Source organism: Winogradskyella sp. PE311 (assembly GCF_046545555.1).
Classification (GTDB): domain Bacteria; phylum Bacteroidota; class Bacteroidia; order Flavobacteriales; family Flavobacteriaceae; genus Winogradskyella.
In genome coordinates, this window is the sequence record NZ_JBHZTH010000001.1 from 802302 (window position 1) to 818518 (window position 16217).

Here is a 16217-nt window from a genome sequence, read left to right on the forward strand (position 1 = left end):
TCATGAAATTTTCCCAAACTGACCTACAACAGATTGAAACCAAAGGTATATCAGAAACCCATGTTAAAGCTCAAATAGAACTTTTTGAAAATGGTATTCCATTTACCAATATAGCAGAAGCTGCAACTATAGGTAACGGTATTTTGGCTTTAGACGAATCGATAATTGCTGATGAGACTGCTAGATTTGAAGCTAATCAAGGTAATTTAAACCTCGTAAAATTTGTGCCAGCTTCTGGTGCTGCAACCCGAATGTTTAAGTTTTTATTTAAATTTTTGGGAGAGTACAATCCTAAAGATCAATCTATAAATTCGTTTATAAATAAGAATAATTTAAAGGAGATGTCATTGCTTTTGGTAGGTATTGAAAAACTCCCTTTTTATGATCGAATATTAGAACACCTTAATAATTCTGGTATAAGTTATAATGATTTGTCTCTAGGTGAAAAAATATGGCATTTTGTGCATACCATGTTAACCGAAAATCAATTGAATTTTGGAAATCAGCCTAAGGGTTTATTACCATTTCATAAATACAAAACAGAACATATTTCTACTGCATTTGAAGAACATTTGTATGAAGCTGCTCTTTATGCATCATCTGGTAATATTGCGAAACTTCACTTCACAATTTCAGAACGACATAAGGATAAGTTTGATGGCGAGTTTAAGAGGATAGAAGAATACGTTGAACAACATACTGGAGTGTCCTTTGATATTTCATTTTCATACCAACAAGAATCAACAGATACAATTGCAGTAACCTTAGATAATGAACCTTTTAGAGAAGATGATGGTTCTATTCTATTTAGACCTTCAGGTCATGGTGCATTATTGAAAAATTTAGATACTATAAATGCAGATATCATTTTTATAAAAAACATCGATAATGTAGTTGTAAAACAATATAAAGGCGAGGTAGCAAAATATAAAAAGGTTCTGGCAGGTATTCTTATAAAGCTTCAAGAAAAAGCGTTTGAGTTTTTGCATACTCTAGATAAAGATGCAGTTTCAGAGAGTGAATTTAATACCATAGAGACATTTTTAGAGCAGGAGATGAGTATTAGAATTTCTAGAGAATACAAAAAGTACCAAGACCAATATAAAATTGAATACTTACGGGAAAAATTAAATCGCCCGATTCGTATTTGTGGTATGGTAAAGAATGAAGGAGAACCTGGTGGAGGGCCTTTTTGGGTAAGAGATCAATACGGGAATTATGCATTACAAATTGTTGAGTCTGCACAAATAGATCTTAAAAACACAAAACAAAATAGCATTTTACAAAATGCCACTCATTTTAACCCTGTAGATTTAGTCTGCGGTGTTAAAAACTATAAAGGTGAAAAGTTTGATTTAGATAATTATGTAGATAATAATGCAGCTTTTATTACAATGAAGACAAAAGCGGGTAAAGATCTAAAAGCGCTAGAATTACCAGGTTTATGGAATGGAAGTATGGCCTTTTGGAATACTATTTTTGTAGAAGTTCCAATCATTACCTTCAATCCAGTGAAAACAGTAAATGATTTGCTTAAAGCACCGCATCAAATAAAATAATTGTGGACAGGGAATTGCTTAAATCTGAACTGAGCTATAAATATGTTAGAAGCTCAGGGAGTGGTGGTCAGCATGTAAATAAAGTATCTTCTAAGGCAGAGTTATATTTTAATTTTCAAAAATCTGAAGTTTTTAATGATGAAGAAAAGTTAAGACTTGCTGAGTATTTTAGTCATAGAATAAACAAAGCAGGAGTCTTAATTTTAACCTGTGGGGAAAGTAGAAGTCAATTTAGAAACAAAGCTATAGTAACACAGCGTTTTTTTGAATTGATAGAAGAGGCGTTAAAGGAAGAAAAAGAAAGAAAATCAACAAAGATTCCGAGATCTGTAAAACGAAAACGCCTTAATAATAAGCGTAAAACTTCCGAAAAGAAAGCAAATAGGAAACCTCCAAAGATTGATTAAAAATTAAACGATAATCATTTGCCATTATTTAATTGTGGATTATATTTGCAGCGTTCTCAAAAAAGGGGTGCCTATTATCGGCTGAGATCATACCCATTGAACCTAGAACAGGTAATGCTGTTTAGGAAGCGAGCGTAAAGAAAATGTCCTGTGGACATTTTTAACGAGTGCAATAAGGTTATCAATGTTAGTTTTTTACTTCTAAGTTCAAATGATATTTTAATCATTTTTGCTATGACATGAAATAGAAACAACATTTCATTATTGTATAAGTTTAACGTTCAAATAATTAATTATTAATAAAGAATAATGACCTCTTTTTATTCGATTATAAACTATAGTCGTATGAAAATTTTATTCAACAATCTGCAAAATCTAAGTAGGCAGAAGCTATCATTCATTTTATTTCTTTTATGCGGAGCAATTTATGCTCAAGAAAAACAACGAGACACCACTAAAACAGAAAAATTAGACGAAGTCCTAGTTAAGTCTGTTCGAGTGGATGCTAAATCTCCAATTACGCACAGTAACGTGTCAAAAAAAGAAATAGCAAAACGCAATCTAGGACAAGACATTCCTGTTTTATTAAACTTTTTACCATCAGTTGTAACCACTACAGATGCAGGTGCAGGTGTTGGTTATACAGGCATTAGAGTAAGAGGTATTAGTCCACAATCTACCAATGTCACTATCAACGGTATTCCTTACAATGATGCTGAGTCTTTAGGTACGTTTTGGGTGAATTTAGGAGATTTTGCATCGTCTGTAGAAAGTTTGCAATTACAGCGTGGTGTTGGTACGTCTACAAACGGTTCTGGTGCTTTTGGTGCAAGTATTAATGTATTAACGGATGCTATTTCTAGAGAAGCCGCAGGCGAAATTTCTAATTCTATTGGGAGTTTTAATACTAGAAAACATACCGTAAAATTTAGTACAGGATTAATGAACGACCATTTTGAAATTGCGGGTCGTTTATCTAATATTTCTTCAGATGGTTATATCGATCGTGCATCAGCAGACTTAAAATCGTACTTTTTACAAGGATCTTATGTAGATGATAATACATTAATAAAAGCCATTTCTTTTGGTGGTAATAATATTACATATCAATCTTGGTATGGTATAGATGGCGAAACATTATCAAATGATAGAACATTTAATTTTGCAGGTATCTATACAGACGATGATGGCAACACTCAATTTTACGATAATGAAGTAGATAATTATAGTCAAGATCATTACCAATTGCATTGGAACCAGCGTTATAATAACAATTGGTCTACAACAGTAGGTTTAAACTATACTTATGGACGTGGTTATTTTGAGCAGTTTAGAGAAGATGATGATTTTTCAACTTATGGATTTGAAGAACTCAATGTAAATGGAGAAACCGTAAATACAACCGATTTAATTCGTCGTCGTTGGTTAGATAATAATTTTTATGTTATTAATGTAAGTGCCAATTACAAAAATAATGGTTTAGACATGATTTTTGGAGGCTCATTGAGCCACTATGATGGAGATCATTTTGGTGAAGTGATTTGGGCAGAATTTGCTAGTCAGAGCGACATTAGAGATCGTTATTATGATGGTAATAGTTTAAAGAACGACTTATCCGTGTTTTCTAAGGCCAATTATAAGTTAAATGATAAAGTAAGTTTATATGGAGATTTACAAGTTAGAAATGTAACCTATAAAACCTTCGGAAACACTTCTGATTTGGTAGATTTTGAAGTAGATAAAGAGTTTACGTTTTTCAATCCTAAAGCTGGTATTACATACGATTTAAATTTAGCAAATAGCCTTTACTTTTCTTATGCAAGAGCTAATAGAGAGCCTAACAGAACAGATTTTGAAAGCAACCCTAATATTGAAGCAGAGCAATTAAATGATTTTGAATTAGGTTGGAGACACAAAAAAGGAAACTTTAGCTTCAATGCAAATGCCTATTATATGCTATATAATCAGCAATTAGTGCTATCCGGTCGATTAGATGACGTTGGTAACCCAATACGAACCAATAGTGGTGACAGCTATCGATTAGGTTTGGAGTTAGAAGCGATTATTCCTGTAACGTCAAAATTAACATTGCAACCAAATATGGCAATTAGTTCAAATAAAAATAAAGAAACTATTGTATCATTAAATGGTGTGTTAGAGAACTTGGGCAAGACAGATATTTCTTTTTCACCAGATATAGTGGCTGCAAATGCCATTGTATTTCAGCCAATTGATAATCTTCAAATGTCTTTATTAAGTAAGTATGTAGGTGAACAGTTTATGGGAAATACGGAGAATCCAGATTCTAAACTAGACAGCTTTTTTACAAATGATTTTAACGTAACTTATACTATTGAAACAAATAGTGTTTTTAAATCTGTCGTAATTTCTGGTTTAGTTAATAACATATTTAATGTGGAATATGTGTCTAATGGTTATTTTGGATCTTTTGATTTTGCAGACCCAAGCAGTCCATCTGGCACTACAACAGGTTTTTTCTCTGGATTTTACCCACAGGCTACTACCAATTTTCTTTTAGGACTAACTTTAAATTTTTAGTTAGTTACTAAAAACGTATTATTTCCAATATCATCAACCCTGTACAGACGCAATGTGCAGGGTTGTGTATTTCCGTCAAACCCTTGGCCTGTTGCTAGACTATATTGGTTACCATCGTCACAGCCACAAGTTACAATATCTCCACTGCCCGAATCTTCTAATGTGGAGCAAGCTGCAGGTTGATGACTAGGATCAGCTGCATCCCATGCATAGAGGATAGATGAGTTTAATCTCCATAGCCAGATTCCATTATTTCCCTGTCCAGAAACGTAAACGCCATTTCCTGGAAATTGTAATTGATTGAATTGGGGTAAATTAGTATTTACGGTGAGGTTAACTCCGGCATCAAATAAGAAATTACAACTAGATCTATTATTATCGTCGCTACTGCAGGTTATTAGTAAAAACGATAGTAGTATTATCACTTTTTTCATTAGGAATTTTTAATGACCAATTTACAATTATTTCAGCTATACCGTAATTATTTTATATATTTGTATTGTAATCTCGTTGGCGCGAGATTTTTTTTGTGCTGAACATGATTTAGCATATTTTATTAAACGTATTAATTATGAGTAAAGTATCTTATTATACAGCAGAAGGATTAAAAAAATTAAGAGCTGAACTGGCGCAATTAAAAGACATAGAGCGACCTAAGGCTTCTCAGGCGATAGCTGAAGCTAGAGATAAAGGGGATTTAAGTGAAAATGCAGAATATGATGCAGCCAAAGAAGCACAAGGTATGTTAGAAATGAAAATTTCTAAAATGGAAGAAGCCTTATCTGGAGCGCGTGTTATTGATGAATCTCAATTAGATACATCTAAGGTATTAGCATTGTCTATAGTTAAGATAAAAAATCAAACTAATGGTATGGAGATGACTTATACTCTAGTTGCCGAAACAGAAGCTGACTTAGCTTCGGGTAAAATTTCTATAAATTCACCAATTGGTAAAGGTTTATTAGGTAAATCTGTTGGTGATACAGCAGAAATACAGGTCCCAAGTGGTACTATGAAATTTGATATTTTAGAGATTTCGAGATAAATAAGTACTGTAATAGTGCACAACTCTAGTATTATAATAATTAAGGATTCCTTTTCCAAGGATTCTTTTTATCTTTATAAGATATCCTTCAAATTATGGCTACACTTTTCACAAAAATCGTTAATGGCGAAATTCCATCTTATAAGGTAGCAGAGACTAAAGACTTTTATGCTTTTTTAGATATTAACCCTAATTCAAAGGGTCATACTTTGTGTATTCCTAAAAAAGAAGTGGATAAAATTTTTGATTTAGACGAGTCAACGTACACTGCATTAATGCAGTTTTCTAGACATGTTGCTATTGCTTTGGAAAAGGCGGTGTCTTGCGAGCGTGTGGGTATATCGGTCATTGGATTAGAAGTACCACACGCGCATGTGCATTTAATTCCTTTACATACCATGGAAAACGCTCGTTTTACTCATAAGGAGAAATTAAAACCAGAAGAGTTTGAGGCTATTGCAAGTAAAATAGGCTCTTTTTTAAATATTACCTAGAAAGAAATTACACCCAAGCCAATTAATATTATAATAGCAACTATTGCTGTAGCTATGGCTATAAAAATCCAGGTCAATGGTTTTAACTTCAAAGACTTTGGTTTAGGTTTTATTGCTCTTTGCTGATAAGCTACAACTCTTTCTATATCATCAGTCCATTGTACAGGGAAAATAGAAGTATTACAATTGTAACAATGCATTGCAAGACAAGTTTCATTTATAATTGCTTTATAAAAGGTGTTTTCAATAAATTTTTGTTTAAAAGTAATTTCTAATCCTTCATTTGAGTAACATTCAGGACAGTTATTACTTAGTCTTGCCTCTTTTAATGTGAAAAATTTACTATTTCCCATAACAGAGATTAAGATAATAATTTTAAACTTATTTGAATTGTAGTACCCTTTCCAATTTCAGAATTTAGAACTTTAATCTTTCCATTATGATAATCTTCAACAATACGTTTAGCTAAAGATAGGCCAAGGCCCCAACCGCGCTTTTTGGTAGTATAACCTGGTTCAAAAATTTTAGTGAATTGATGTTTAGAAATACCTTTGCCAGTATCGGATATTTGTATTAAAACATATTTCTCATTTTGAGACAATTCTAATTTTAAATCTCCCTTTCCTTTCATCGCATCAATGGCATTTTTAACTAAATTTTCTATGGTCCAACTAAAAAGTTGTTCATTAAGGTTAACTTCAATTTTGCTATGTGGAATATGGCTTTCAAAATTAATAAGCTTAGAAGAACGGGCTTTTAAATAATCATAAGATGATTTAGTAGCTTCTACAATATCGGTAGTTTTTAATGTAGGTGCAGAACCAATTTTACTAAAGCGCTCTGTTATAGTTTGTAGGCGATCAATGTCCTTTTCAATTTCTACTATATATTCTGGGTTTATATGCTCCGTTTTTAAGATTTCAGCCCAACCAACTAAAGAAGACAAAGGTGTACCTATTTGGTGAGCTGTTTCCTTCGCCATACCTGTCCACAGTTTGTTTTGCGCCGCATTTCTAGAACTGCGGTAAAAGAAAAATACCACTGCACCAAACAGAAGAATTATTAGCAATAAAGCTAATGGATAATATTTAAGTTTATTGAGTAATGGAGAATTACCATAATAAATAGTTTGAATGACCTCAGACCCTACTTTTACTTTTATGGGTTGATTTTCATTAGAGAATCTTTGTATTAACTTACGTGTTTGTATGGAGTCTAAAAGTTTGTCTTCATCAATATTTAATGAGTTATTTACTTCACCATCATTATCAATAACTAGCATTGGAGTACTCGTAGTCGTTTCTGTTAAAACATGCGAAGTAACTTCGTTGACGTCTTTGGATAAGTCATCAATATTCTTCAGCAAATCTATTTGGGCTACAGACCAAGTTTTAATTTTTATGCGTTCCTCTGCTTTAAACTTTTGAAAAAAAGAATAAGTGTTCCAAAGTATTAATGAAATAATAATGAATGATGATATAATAATAATCCAGCGGATTACATTTCGGTTAAATCTCAATGGCATTAGGTTAGTGTAAATTCTTTTTTAAATATAATGCAAAACTGTTAATAATATTGTGCTTATATCTGTGTTAATTGCTTTCATCAGCAAACCAATATAATTATATTTGTTCAAAATCGGTTGACTACATGATTTCATTCAATCCAAAAGATCTTACAACAGGAAGACTACATAGCTACTTATTAAGTGCAGTTTCTCCAAGACCTATAGCTTTTGCTAGTACAATTGACGCCGATGGCAAGCCTAATTTATCGCCTTTCAGTTTTTTTAATGTTTTTAGTGCCAACCCGCCAATAATGATATTCTCTCCAGCAAGAAGAGTGAGAGATAATACCATAAAACATACGTTGTTGAATGTTGAATCTGTTAAGGAGGTTGTTATTAATGTTGTAAATTATGAGATAGTACATCAAATGTCTTTAAGTAGTACCGAGTATCCCGAAGATGTTAATGAATTTGAAAAGGCAGGATTAACTATGTTACCATCCGACGAGATAAAACCCTTTAGAGTTGCTGAATCTCCTATTCAATTTGAATGTAAAGTTAACGATATTATTAAATTAGGGACAGAAGGGGGAGCAGGTAATTTAGTGATTTGTGAAGTAGTTAAATTTCATATTTCTGATGAGGTTATGAACGCTGATAGTACAATAAATCAGGAGGCTTTAGATTTAGTTGCAAGAGCAGGAGGAAGTTATTACAGTAGGGCTAAAAGAGGTTTCTTTGAAATACCTAAGCCTTTACGATCTATGGGTATTGGAGTGGATAATTTACCAGAACATGTTAAAGATAGTATGATTTTAACTGGTAATAATTTAGGCATGTTAGCTAATGTTGAATCTTTGCCAAGTAAAGAAGATATAGATAGTTTTATAAAAAATATAAGCGAGCGTTATCCTGAGATTAAGCTGGCTTCACATCGAAAAAAGCATAAATTAGCTCAAAATTATTTGAGCTATGGAGATGTAGAAAGTGCATGGAAGTTATTACTTTCGTAAATTAAAATAAAGAACATAAATTTAAATTATAGATTAAGCAAAATGGAAGTACAAGGACGAATTAAGGTGGTTGGTGAGACACAAACTTTTGGAAGTAATGGATTTAGAAAAAGAGAAGTTGTAGTTACAACTGAAGAGCAATATCCACAACATATTATGGTTGAGTTTGTTCAAGACAAAACGGATTTACTCAATAGTTATCAGGTAGGTCAACAAGTTAAAATTAATATTAACTTAAGAGGAAGAGAATGGGTGAACCCTCAAGGTGAGACAAAATACTTTAATTCAATACAAGGATGGAGAATTGAAGCTTTACAAGCAGAAGCTGCGAGTGGAGATATGCCACCTGTGCCACCAACAGAAGCTTTTGAGCCTGTTAGTGATTTAAAAGAGGATGATCACGATGATTTACCATTTTAAATAAGTTTTGAAATTTATCATATAATAAAGGCTTGCTTCTGAAAATAAGAACAAGTCTTTTTTATTTGATATAAAAAAAGTCTCGATGGTTAGTCGAGACTCAGTATTGTGGTTTTAGGTTTGACCTTTACAAACAAACTTAAAAAAAGCAATGATGAACAAATTTATCTAATAAAGATCAATGTAAATATCTGTAAAATTCCATTACTATCAAAACTAAGAGATGTTTTTAACTATAAAATGTAAGAAATAACTTCTTTAATGTCCTGATAATGCATTTTTTAACTCATAAAATAGAATTTCCTGATGTATCTGAAGCCTCTATTGAAGGCCTTTTGGCGGTCGGAGGAGATTTGTCTACAGAACGCTTATTACATGCATATGCTAATGGTGTTTTTCCATGGTTTGAAGATGAAGAACCTATACTCTGGTGGTCACCAGACCCTAGATTTGTTATATTTCCTAAAGATTTAAAAGTATCTAAAAGTATGAAGCAGGTCCTTAAAAAAAAAGCTTTTAGAGTTACGTTTAATAAAGATTTTATTTCTGTAATTCAGAATTGTGCTTATGCTAAGCGTAACGGACAATCAGGGACTTGGATTACAGAAAACATGATAAAGTCATATAGCGACCTTTTCGATTTAGGTTATGCTAAGTCTGTTGAAGTATGGCAAAATGAAGAGTTAGTCGGCGGTTTATATGGTATTGATTTAGGTAATGGTTTATTTTGCGGTGAGAGTATGTTTGCCAAAGTAAGCAATGCAAGTAAAGTTGGTTTTATAACTTTTATTCAAAATTCTGACTATAAACTCATAGATTGTCAATTACATACAAACCATTTAGAGAGTCTTGGGGGAAAACATATTTCTAGATTAGAATTCCAGAAATATCTTTAGTTTTTAAAAATTTTGGCGTTTCAAAATGAAAGTTTTCTTCAATTTAATATATGAAAGAAGAATTATTTTTTCAATATTATTGTTTAATAATTTTAAAAACTCGGATGTTATTTATTCTAATATAATATAAACCAGATTGCAATGTAATTAAGGATACCTCATTGCTTCTTCCTGTTTTGATAACTCTTCCTAGTGAGTCTGTAAGAAGCCAGTTGCACTCATAACTTAAATTTATTTTTGAACTAGTTGGATTAGGAAAAATCTGAAAATTTGAGAAACTATGATTATCCGAATTACTAAGTGTGTTTTCTAAAAACCATTGCGCAGTACTTTCAGTGCTTATTAAACCTGCAGATGAAAAATTTCCTGCTGCAAATATTCTATTAATTCCGTCTCCATTAGCTGCAAATTGTAATGAATTTATTTTAACATCTACACCGACGGCAGTATCTGTTCCCAAAGGAGTCCAATTATTCGTGTCGTTCCATTGAACAATATTATTAACTATAATTCTATTTGATACATTGTTATTTGCTATTCTAAAATTTCCGCCTGCATAAAGGTTTGTCCCATCATGTATTAACGTGTTCACAATATTACTTAATCCATTACCTAAAGCTGACCAAGTCGTGCTACTTTTATTCCATTTAGCAATCCTATTTACCGTAATACCGCCAGCAATAGAAAAATTACCACCAATATATATATCAGTTGGTGTCGTTGTTATAGATTGTACAAATCCGCTAGTTCCAGTTCCAAGAGTTCCCCAATTATTTCCGTCCCATGTAGCTATTCTATTAGCAGATACTCCACCAGCTTCGTCAAAATTTCCACCGACATAAAGGATACCTGTATTATCAATAGCCATAGATCTTATTTCATTATTTGTTCCAGCAACGGTGTTTGATGCATCTACAAGATTACTCCAGGTGGTTCCATTCCAATAAGCAATATTTCTCGTAGTAAGGCCTCCTATTTCTTCAAATACTCCGCCAGCATAAACGTTTCCTAGATTATCAATCTCTAATGCCGCTATAGATCCAATAATTCCATTTCCTAAGGCCTCCCAAGAGCTGCCATTCCATTTGGCAATATTACTAGTAGAAATATTTCCTATTTCAGAAAATATACCTGCAGCATATACATCTCCATTTGGGGCAATTTTAATGGCATTAATAACACCACTTGTTCCGTCTCCCATGGCGTTCCAGCCAGATGTATCATTCCAAAACCCAATATTATTAATTGAAGAACTACCAGAAAGACTAAAATTACCACCATGATAAACATTTCCGTTAGATGCTGTTGCTATTGCATTCACTTCCCCACTTACACTCTGATTATTTAATTCACTCCAAACACCAATACCATTTACGGCTTGACCAGAATTTGTAGTGGTACCATCTACTAATTTATATATCTGAGAGCTGTTACCATAATCACTGAAGTAGAGTTCTCCGTTTTTGTCAACACCAAAAGAAGAAATAAATTCACCATTAGTTTGAAAAAGGAGTGTATTGTCCGTAGCACCAGTAGTGGCATTATAATCTAAAGCCCAAACTCTACCACTGATATAGTCACCATAAATGTATTTTGAATTAATACTAGGACTAAGACTTGTAATTTCAGAACCACGATATACGTAACCACCTGTTACCGATAAATCACCTTGTGATCTGTCATATACATAAATTGGAAATGTAGTAGGCTCACTAATAGTTGTGCCACCATTTGCAACACTGAATCCTTCAAACCGCTTCCATCCATAATTCTCGCCATTTTCAATGATATTTATTTCTTCAAACGCACTTTGACCTACATCAGCAGCCCACAGTCTGCCAGTGACATCATCAAATGAAAATTTCCAAGTGTTCCTTATACCATAGGCATAAATTTCATCAAGTCCAGCGCTACCTAATAAAGGATTATCGCTTGGTATTTCGTAGTTTCCAGTTGGGCTATCTGGATTGGTTTCTGTTGGATTATTCCCATCTAAATCAATATCTATTCTACATATACTACCAAAAGCAATAGTATTGTCTTGCGCATTATTTTGAGGGTCATTACCACCTCCACCATCTCCTATAGAAATATACAGATATCCATCGGGACCGAAAGCAATTTTACCACCATTATGATTACTATTTGTTTGGTTTTTGTCAAATTCAAAAATTACTAGTTCACTATTTGCATCAGCCAAGTTCGCATCTGTAGCATTGACGCTAAAACGCGATAAAACTACTTTATCAGTGCTAGAACTAATAGGTGCAGTATAGTACACGTAGAAATAACCATTTACTTCGTAATTGGGATGAAAAGCAAGTCCTAATAATCCAATTTCTTGACCAAAAGAAAAACCAACTCTATCTGTAATGTCTAAGAAAGTTGACATTTCTGAGGCTAATACTGATTGATTTCTTGGAAATACTTTTATTCTTCCAGGTTGCTCAACAACAAATAATCTATCTGTAGCGTCTCCAGCATTTTGAATTTCAATTGGGAATTGAAAATTTAAATTAGGAAATGCTGACTCATAAGTAATTTGAGCATTTAATGTAAATGATAGTGAAAAGATAAATATATAAATAACTGATTTTGAATAGGTCATTGTTTCTAGGTCTTGAAATGTGAATCCTGAATTAAGATACGCAAGATAACGAAAATTGAGCACGTATCATTTGTTTCAGACCTAGTGTAAGATATTTTAGTTGAATCGCAATTAAACTTCATTATACCTAAAGCAAGAAACTTCATGATCATTTACCATACCAGTAGCTTGCATATGAGCATAAATTACCGTGGAGCCAACAAATTTAAATCCTCGCTTTTTTAAATCTTTGCTGATGGTATCACTAAGAATTGTGTTTGCAGGTGTATCTTTATAATTTCTATGTTTGTTTTTAATAGGGTTATTATTAACAAATGCCCAGATGTATTTTGAAAAAGAACCAAATTCTTCTCGAATTTTCATAAACGCTATAGCATTACTTACTGTTGCATTTACTTTCAGTTTATTTCTAATGATGCCAGCATCTAGTAATAGGTTTTTAATTTTTGGTTGTTGATATTCTGCAATTCTTTTATAATCAAAATTATCAAAGGCTTTTTTAAAGTTTTCACGTTTTCTGAGCACAGTAATCCAACTTAAACCAGCTTGGAAGGTTTCAAGAATCAAAAATTCAAACAATGTAGCGTCATCATAAACAGGCACTCCCCATTCTTCATCATGATAAGCTTCGTATAAAGGGTCGCCAACACACCAACCACATCTATGTTTATCATCTCCCATCTTTGTAAGTTTTATAAATTAATACTACTAAGGTAACAAGTGTAACATAAATTATGATTAAACAATATTAAATTTGTTTTATGAACGTTTTAGAAAACAACATGATAAAAAATATAATCTCTAAAAGCTTAGAAAAAGGAATATCATATAAGGACTATCGCGAGTTAGTTTCTAAATTAGTTGATGAGAAATCAACAACAGGAAATGAAAAAACGGAAGCTCTAGTAAATTATACTATGCTCAATGACCGTCGCATGAAGCGTTGGGATAAGACTGTGAAATTATCTGATGGAGTTAAAAAAGGTATAGAAAGTTTTAATAAAAAGGTGACCTGGTTAGTATTAACAGAAAGCTGGTGCGGTGATGCTGCACATATTATGCCTGTAATTAACAAAGTAGCTGAACTCAATAAAAATATTGATTATAAAGTCGTATTGAGAGATGAAAATGATGCTTTAATGAATGAGTTTCTTACTAACGGAGGAAAGTCTATACCAAAATTAATTGCCATTGACACTGATACTAACAAAGTAATTGGAACATTTGGCCCGCGACCATCTTTAGCTACAAAAATGGTAAATGATTATAAGTCTGAGTATGGGAAGTTAACTCCTGAGTTTAAAGAAGACTTACAGCGATGGTATAACAAGGATAAAGGGCAATCTACAATAGAAGACCTTTTAGATCTTCTCAACTAAGATTTACCCTTAAATAAGAAGGTAATTGTTCCTAATTGATTTTTTTTAGAGGCACTATCGAATTGAACCGATTTGGCGTATTCAATCGCATGATTTGTTAAACATGGATTATTTGAATTGGACGAGCCATTTATATAAGCATCAAACACTTCACCTTTTTCATTCACTTTTATACTCACTACTATTTTTCCTCCACGTTCACAGAGATATCGAGGCGTCTTGTAGTATTCTAAGATTCTATTTTTTAAGGAGTAAGTTAGCGTACTTTTTTCTTTAGCATGTTCGTCAGCTTGTTTTTTATTTTCTAAGCGTTTACTTAATTCCTCTTGTAATTTTTTATAAGATTTAGTCTCTTCAGAGTTTAGAGCATAAGCATTGCCATTAGAATACGATTTATTGATATTAATTTCTTCTTGTAAATCAGTAGTTTTTGCTTCTTCGATTGCCTTTGTCGTACGCTCAAAATCATTAGCGCTAACGGTTTTAAAATTGCGCATCATGTCCTTGTATTCTTGATCTTCGTTAAAAGCTTTATTTGTAGAAGGTGCGTTTAAATCTTCTAGTTTTTCAAGTTCTTCTTCGGTTAAATCTGGTTCTGGTTCCATTTCGTAGTAACTTTCAGAAATAAAATCACCATGTTGTTTTAGTTGAATACTAAATAAACTAAATACAACAATTCCTGATAAAAGAAATGTTATGAGTAGTGCTTTATGTTTATCAATTAGATTCAAAAAAATGAGGTTTATATGACTCTATATACGAATATAAGAACGAAATGGTTTAAAATACAATCCTAATCTCCTGTTAAATGATTATTTCAGTGGAAGCTTATCAATAAATTCTTGAGGTGTTAAAGCATTCTCAATCTTAAATTCACCAATCCTAGTGCGTCTTAATTCAGAAAGATGTGCACCAGAATTTAATGCTTTACCAAAATCATGAGCTAGGGACCTTATGTAAGTGCCCTTACTACATACAACTCTAAATTTTAACTCTAAATCATTGATTTGGGTGATTTCAAATTCTGAAATTTCTACCTCACGAGATTTAATTTCAACAGTTTCACCTGCTCGTGCATATTCGTATAAACGTTTCCCATCTTTTTTTAAAGCAGAAAAAATCGGAGGAAACTGTTCAATTTTACCAATAAACTGATGCGTTGTTTCGTGTATTTGTTTTTCTGTGATGTGATCTTTTGGAAACCTATTATCTATCTCTGATTCTAAATCATAAGAAGGTGTAGTTGCTCCCAAAACAAAAGTCCCAGTATATTCCTTTTCCTGACCTTGAAATGTATTAATTTGCTTGGTCATTTTACCAGTACAAATAACTAGTAGACCAGTAGCTAAAGGGTCTAGAGTGCCAGCATGCCCAACCTTAATTTTTTTAATTGAGAATGCCTGTCTTATGGCCCAACGTAATTTATTAACAGCTTGAAAAGATGTCCATGTTAGAGGTTTATCAATTAATAAAACCTGCCCATTTTTAAATTCTTCTTCGGTAGTCATTAGAGTAGTGACCAGATTATAGCAACAACACCTACAATGATGCAATAGATAGCAAAATAGCTAAGTTTACTTTGTTTTACGAGCCTAATCATCCAAGTACAAGCGATTAACCCAGATACAAATGCTGCAATAAAACCAAAACTCAATGCCGTAAAATTGGAGCTGTCATAGGTTAAATCTCCACCAAGAATATCTTTTGCAATTTTCCCAAAAATTAATGGTACCACCATTAGAAATGAAAATCGAGCAGCTTTAGTTTTATCATTTCCTAAAAGAACGGAAGTGGAAATTGTAGCACCAGATCGTGATATACCTGGAAGCATGGCAATAGCTTGTGATATACCAATAATGAATGCATTAGAGAACGATACTTTTTTTTCTGTATTTTTTGCACTGTCAGCCAAGAATAATAAAACTGCTGTTACAATAAGCATACAACCTACTAATAGAATGTTCCCTCCAAAAAGCGCTTCTAGTTGTTCTTCAAAAAATAAACCAACTATAACGGCAGGTATCATAGATACAGCAATTTTAGAAATAAACTGCAAATCTTCATTCCACTGAAACTTAAAAATACCTTTTAGAATTTCTAAAATGTCTTTTCTAAAAACGACTATAGTGCTTAATGCAGTGGCAAAATGTAGTACTACAGTAAACATTAAACTTTCTTCTGGTACTGAGTTATCACCAAGAATTGCTTTTCCTAGTTCTAAGTGTCCGCTACTAGAAACAGGTAAAAACTCAGTTAAACCTTGAATAATTCCTAATAATACTGCGTCTAAAATTTCCATAGCACAAAAGTAGCATTAATAAGAAACGATA

General features: G+C 32.6%; 17 protein-coding genes. 9 read left to right on the plus strand and 8 right to left on the minus strand.

Translation table 11 applies throughout. The features are described 5' to 3' along the window. The first annotated feature begins 2 nt into the window (after window positions 1-2). The 3 genes from ACFWU4_RS03475 to ACFWU4_RS03485 all read left to right on the plus strand — a co-directional run bounded on the left by ACFWU4_RS03475 (window position 3) and on the right by ACFWU4_RS03485 (window position 4525). The gene (locus ACFWU4_RS03475) at window positions 3-1559 is read left to right on the plus strand and encodes a DUF4301 family protein (RefSeq protein ID WP_411124903.1); all 1557 of its coding nucleotides are present in this window, start codon (window positions 3-5) and stop codon (window positions 1557-1559) included. A gap of 2 nt (window positions 1560-1561) precedes the next feature. Next, a complete protein-coding gene (gene arfB / locus ACFWU4_RS03480; protein WP_411124904.1) occupies window positions 1562-1966 on the plus strand; it encodes an alternative ribosome rescue aminoacyl-tRNA hydrolase ArfB in 405 nt (134 codons plus the stop codon). Between the two features lie 345 nt (window positions 1967-2311). Continuing rightward, window positions 2312-4525 (plus strand): TonB-dependent receptor, encoded by a 2214-nt coding sequence (locus ACFWU4_RS03485; protein WP_411124906.1) that lies wholly within the window; start codon window positions 2312-2314, stop codon window positions 4523-4525. Here the strand turns inward: ACFWU4_RS03485 and ACFWU4_RS03490 are convergent. Further along, the gene (locus ACFWU4_RS03490) at window positions 4522-4959 is read right to left on the minus strand and encodes a hypothetical protein (protein WP_411124908.1); all 438 of its coding nucleotides are present in this window, start codon (window positions 4957-4959) and stop codon (window positions 4522-4524) included. The genes ACFWU4_RS03485 and ACFWU4_RS03490 overlap by 4 nt on opposite strands. A 137-nt stretch (window positions 4960-5096) precedes the next feature. On the opposite strand from ACFWU4_RS03490, the gene greA reads away from it, so the two are divergent. Then, on the plus strand, window positions 5097-5570 hold the full coding sequence (gene greA, locus ACFWU4_RS03495; protein ID WP_411124910.1) for a transcription elongation factor GreA: 474 nt from the start codon (window positions 5097-5099) through the stop codon (window positions 5568-5570). Window positions 5571-5665: 95 nt separating this feature from the next. Beyond that, window positions 5666-6064, plus strand: coding sequence for an HIT family protein (locus tag ACFWU4_RS03500; protein ID WP_411124912.1), 399 nt, complete (start codon window positions 5666-5668; stop codon window positions 6062-6064). Here the strand turns inward: ACFWU4_RS03500 and ACFWU4_RS03505 are convergent. Together ACFWU4_RS03505 and ACFWU4_RS03510 are read right to left on the minus strand one after the other, a co-directional pair. Next, window positions 6061-6417 (minus strand): hypothetical protein, encoded by a 357-nt coding sequence (locus tag ACFWU4_RS03505; protein WP_411124914.1) that lies wholly within the window; start codon window positions 6415-6417, stop codon window positions 6061-6063. The genes ACFWU4_RS03500 and ACFWU4_RS03505 overlap by 4 nt on opposite strands. An 8-nt stretch (window positions 6418-6425) precedes the next feature. Continuing rightward, window positions 6426-7589, minus strand: a complete 1164-nt coding sequence (locus ACFWU4_RS03510) for a sensor histidine kinase (protein ID WP_411124916.1) — start codon at window positions 7587-7589, stop codon at window positions 6426-6428. Window positions 7590-7714: 125 nt separating this feature from the next. Here ACFWU4_RS03510 and ACFWU4_RS03515 point away from each other — a divergent pair, with 125 nt between their 5' ends. The 3 genes from ACFWU4_RS03515 to aat all read left to right on the plus strand — a co-directional run bounded on the left by ACFWU4_RS03515 (window position 7715) and on the right by aat (window position 9900). Next, the gene (locus ACFWU4_RS03515) at window positions 7715-8584 is read left to right on the plus strand and encodes a flavin reductase family protein (protein ID WP_411124918.1); all 870 of its coding nucleotides are present in this window, start codon (window positions 7715-7717) and stop codon (window positions 8582-8584) included. Window positions 8585-8626: 42 nt separating this feature from the next. Beyond that, window positions 8627-9004, plus strand: a complete 378-nt coding sequence (locus tag ACFWU4_RS03520; RefSeq protein WP_411124920.1) for a DUF3127 domain-containing protein — start codon at window positions 8627-8629, stop codon at window positions 9002-9004. 272 nt (window positions 9005-9276) lie between these two features. After that, window positions 9277-9900 (plus strand): leucyl/phenylalanyl-tRNA--protein transferase, encoded by a 624-nt coding sequence (gene aat / locus ACFWU4_RS03525; protein ID WP_411124922.1) that lies wholly within the window; start codon window positions 9277-9279, stop codon window positions 9898-9900. A gap of 76 nt (window positions 9901-9976) precedes the next feature. Here the strand turns inward: aat and ACFWU4_RS03530 are convergent, their stop codons facing one another. Then, window positions 9977-12508 (minus strand): PQQ-dependent sugar dehydrogenase, encoded by a 2532-nt coding sequence (locus ACFWU4_RS03530; protein ID WP_411124924.1) that lies wholly within the window; start codon window positions 12506-12508, stop codon window positions 9977-9979. Between the two features lie 111 nt (window positions 12509-12619). Then, window positions 12620-13189, minus strand: a complete 570-nt coding sequence (locus ACFWU4_RS03535) for a DNA-3-methyladenine glycosylase I (protein WP_411124926.1) — start codon at window positions 13187-13189, stop codon at window positions 12620-12622. An 80-nt stretch (window positions 13190-13269) separates the two neighbouring features. On the opposite strand from ACFWU4_RS03535, the gene ACFWU4_RS03540 reads away from it, so the two are divergent. Further along, on the plus strand, window positions 13270-13887 hold the full coding sequence (locus ACFWU4_RS03540; protein ID WP_411124928.1) for a thioredoxin family protein: 618 nt from the start codon (window positions 13270-13272) through the stop codon (window positions 13885-13887). On the opposite strand, the gene ACFWU4_RS03545 is transcribed toward ACFWU4_RS03540, so the two are convergent. The 3 genes from ACFWU4_RS03545 to ACFWU4_RS03555 form a co-directional block, all read right to left on the minus strand. After that, on the minus strand, window positions 13884-14618 hold the full coding sequence (locus ACFWU4_RS03545) for a hypothetical protein (RefSeq protein WP_411124930.1): 735 nt from the start codon (window positions 14616-14618) through the stop codon (window positions 13884-13886). The genes ACFWU4_RS03540 and ACFWU4_RS03545 overlap by 4 nt on opposite strands. 81 nt (window positions 14619-14699) lie before the next feature. Continuing rightward, window positions 14700-15395 (minus strand): tRNA pseudouridine(55) synthase TruB, encoded by a 696-nt coding sequence (gene truB / locus ACFWU4_RS03550; RefSeq protein WP_411124932.1) that lies wholly within the window; start codon window positions 15393-15395, stop codon window positions 14700-14702. Beyond that, window positions 15395-16186 carry an undecaprenyl-diphosphate phosphatase gene (locus ACFWU4_RS03555; RefSeq protein ID WP_411124934.1) on the minus strand — a complete coding sequence of 264 codons (792 nt, stop codon included), beginning with the start codon at window positions 16184-16186 and terminating at the stop codon, window positions 15395-15397. The genes truB and ACFWU4_RS03555 overlap by 1 nt, the downstream gene beginning before the upstream one ends. Window positions 16187-16217 lie beyond the last annotated feature (31 nt).

Bases quoted from the DNA above. Each gene is read 5' to 3' on its own strand.
- ACFWU4_RS03475 (WP_411124903.1), top strand. From the start codon at position 3: ATGAAATTTTCCCAAACTGACCTACAACAGATTGAAACCAAAGGTATA.
- ACFWU4_RS03485 (WP_411124906.1), top strand. From the start codon at position 2,312: ATGAAAATTTTATTCAACAATCTGCAAAATCTAAGTAGGCAGAAGCTA.
- ACFWU4_RS03490 (WP_411124908.1), bottom strand. From the start codon at position 4,959: ATGAAAAAAGTGATAATACTACTATCGTTTTTACTAATAACCTGCAGT.
- greA (WP_411124910.1), top strand. From the start codon at position 5,097: ATGAGTAAAGTATCTTATTATACAGCAGAAGGATTAAAAAAATTAAGA.
- ACFWU4_RS03500 (WP_411124912.1), top strand. From the start codon at position 5,666: ATGGCTACACTTTTCACAAAAATCGTTAATGGCGAAATTCCATCTTAT.
- ACFWU4_RS03505 (WP_411124914.1), bottom strand. From the start codon at position 6,417: ATGGGAAATAGTAAATTTTTCACATTAAAAGAGGCAAGACTAAGTAAT.
- ACFWU4_RS03510 (WP_411124916.1), bottom strand. From the start codon at position 7,589: ATGCCATTGAGATTTAACCGAAATGTAATCCGCTGGATTATTATTATA.
- ACFWU4_RS03515 (WP_411124918.1), top strand. From the start codon at position 7,715: ATGATTTCATTCAATCCAAAAGATCTTACAACAGGAAGACTACATAGC.
- ACFWU4_RS03520 (WP_411124920.1), top strand. From the start codon at position 8,627: ATGGAAGTACAAGGACGAATTAAGGTGGTTGGTGAGACACAAACTTTT.
- aat (WP_411124922.1), top strand. From the start codon at position 9,277: ATGCATTTTTTAACTCATAAAATAGAATTTCCTGATGTATCTGAAGCC.
- ACFWU4_RS03530 (WP_411124924.1), bottom strand. From the start codon at position 12,508: ATGACCTATTCAAAATCAGTTATTTATATATTTATCTTTTCACTATCA.
- ACFWU4_RS03535 (WP_411124926.1), bottom strand. From the start codon at position 13,189: ATGGGAGATGATAAACATAGATGTGGTTGGTGTGTTGGCGACCCTTTA.
- ACFWU4_RS03540 (WP_411124928.1), top strand. From the start codon at position 13,270: ATGAACGTTTTAGAAAACAACATGATAAAAAATATAATCTCTAAAAGC.
- truB (WP_411124932.1), bottom strand. From the start codon at position 15,395: ATGACTACCGAAGAAGAATTTAAAAATGGGCAGGTTTTATTAATTGAT.
- ACFWU4_RS03555 (WP_411124934.1), bottom strand. From the start codon at position 16,186: ATGGAAATTTTAGACGCAGTATTATTAGGAATTATTCAAGGTTTAACT.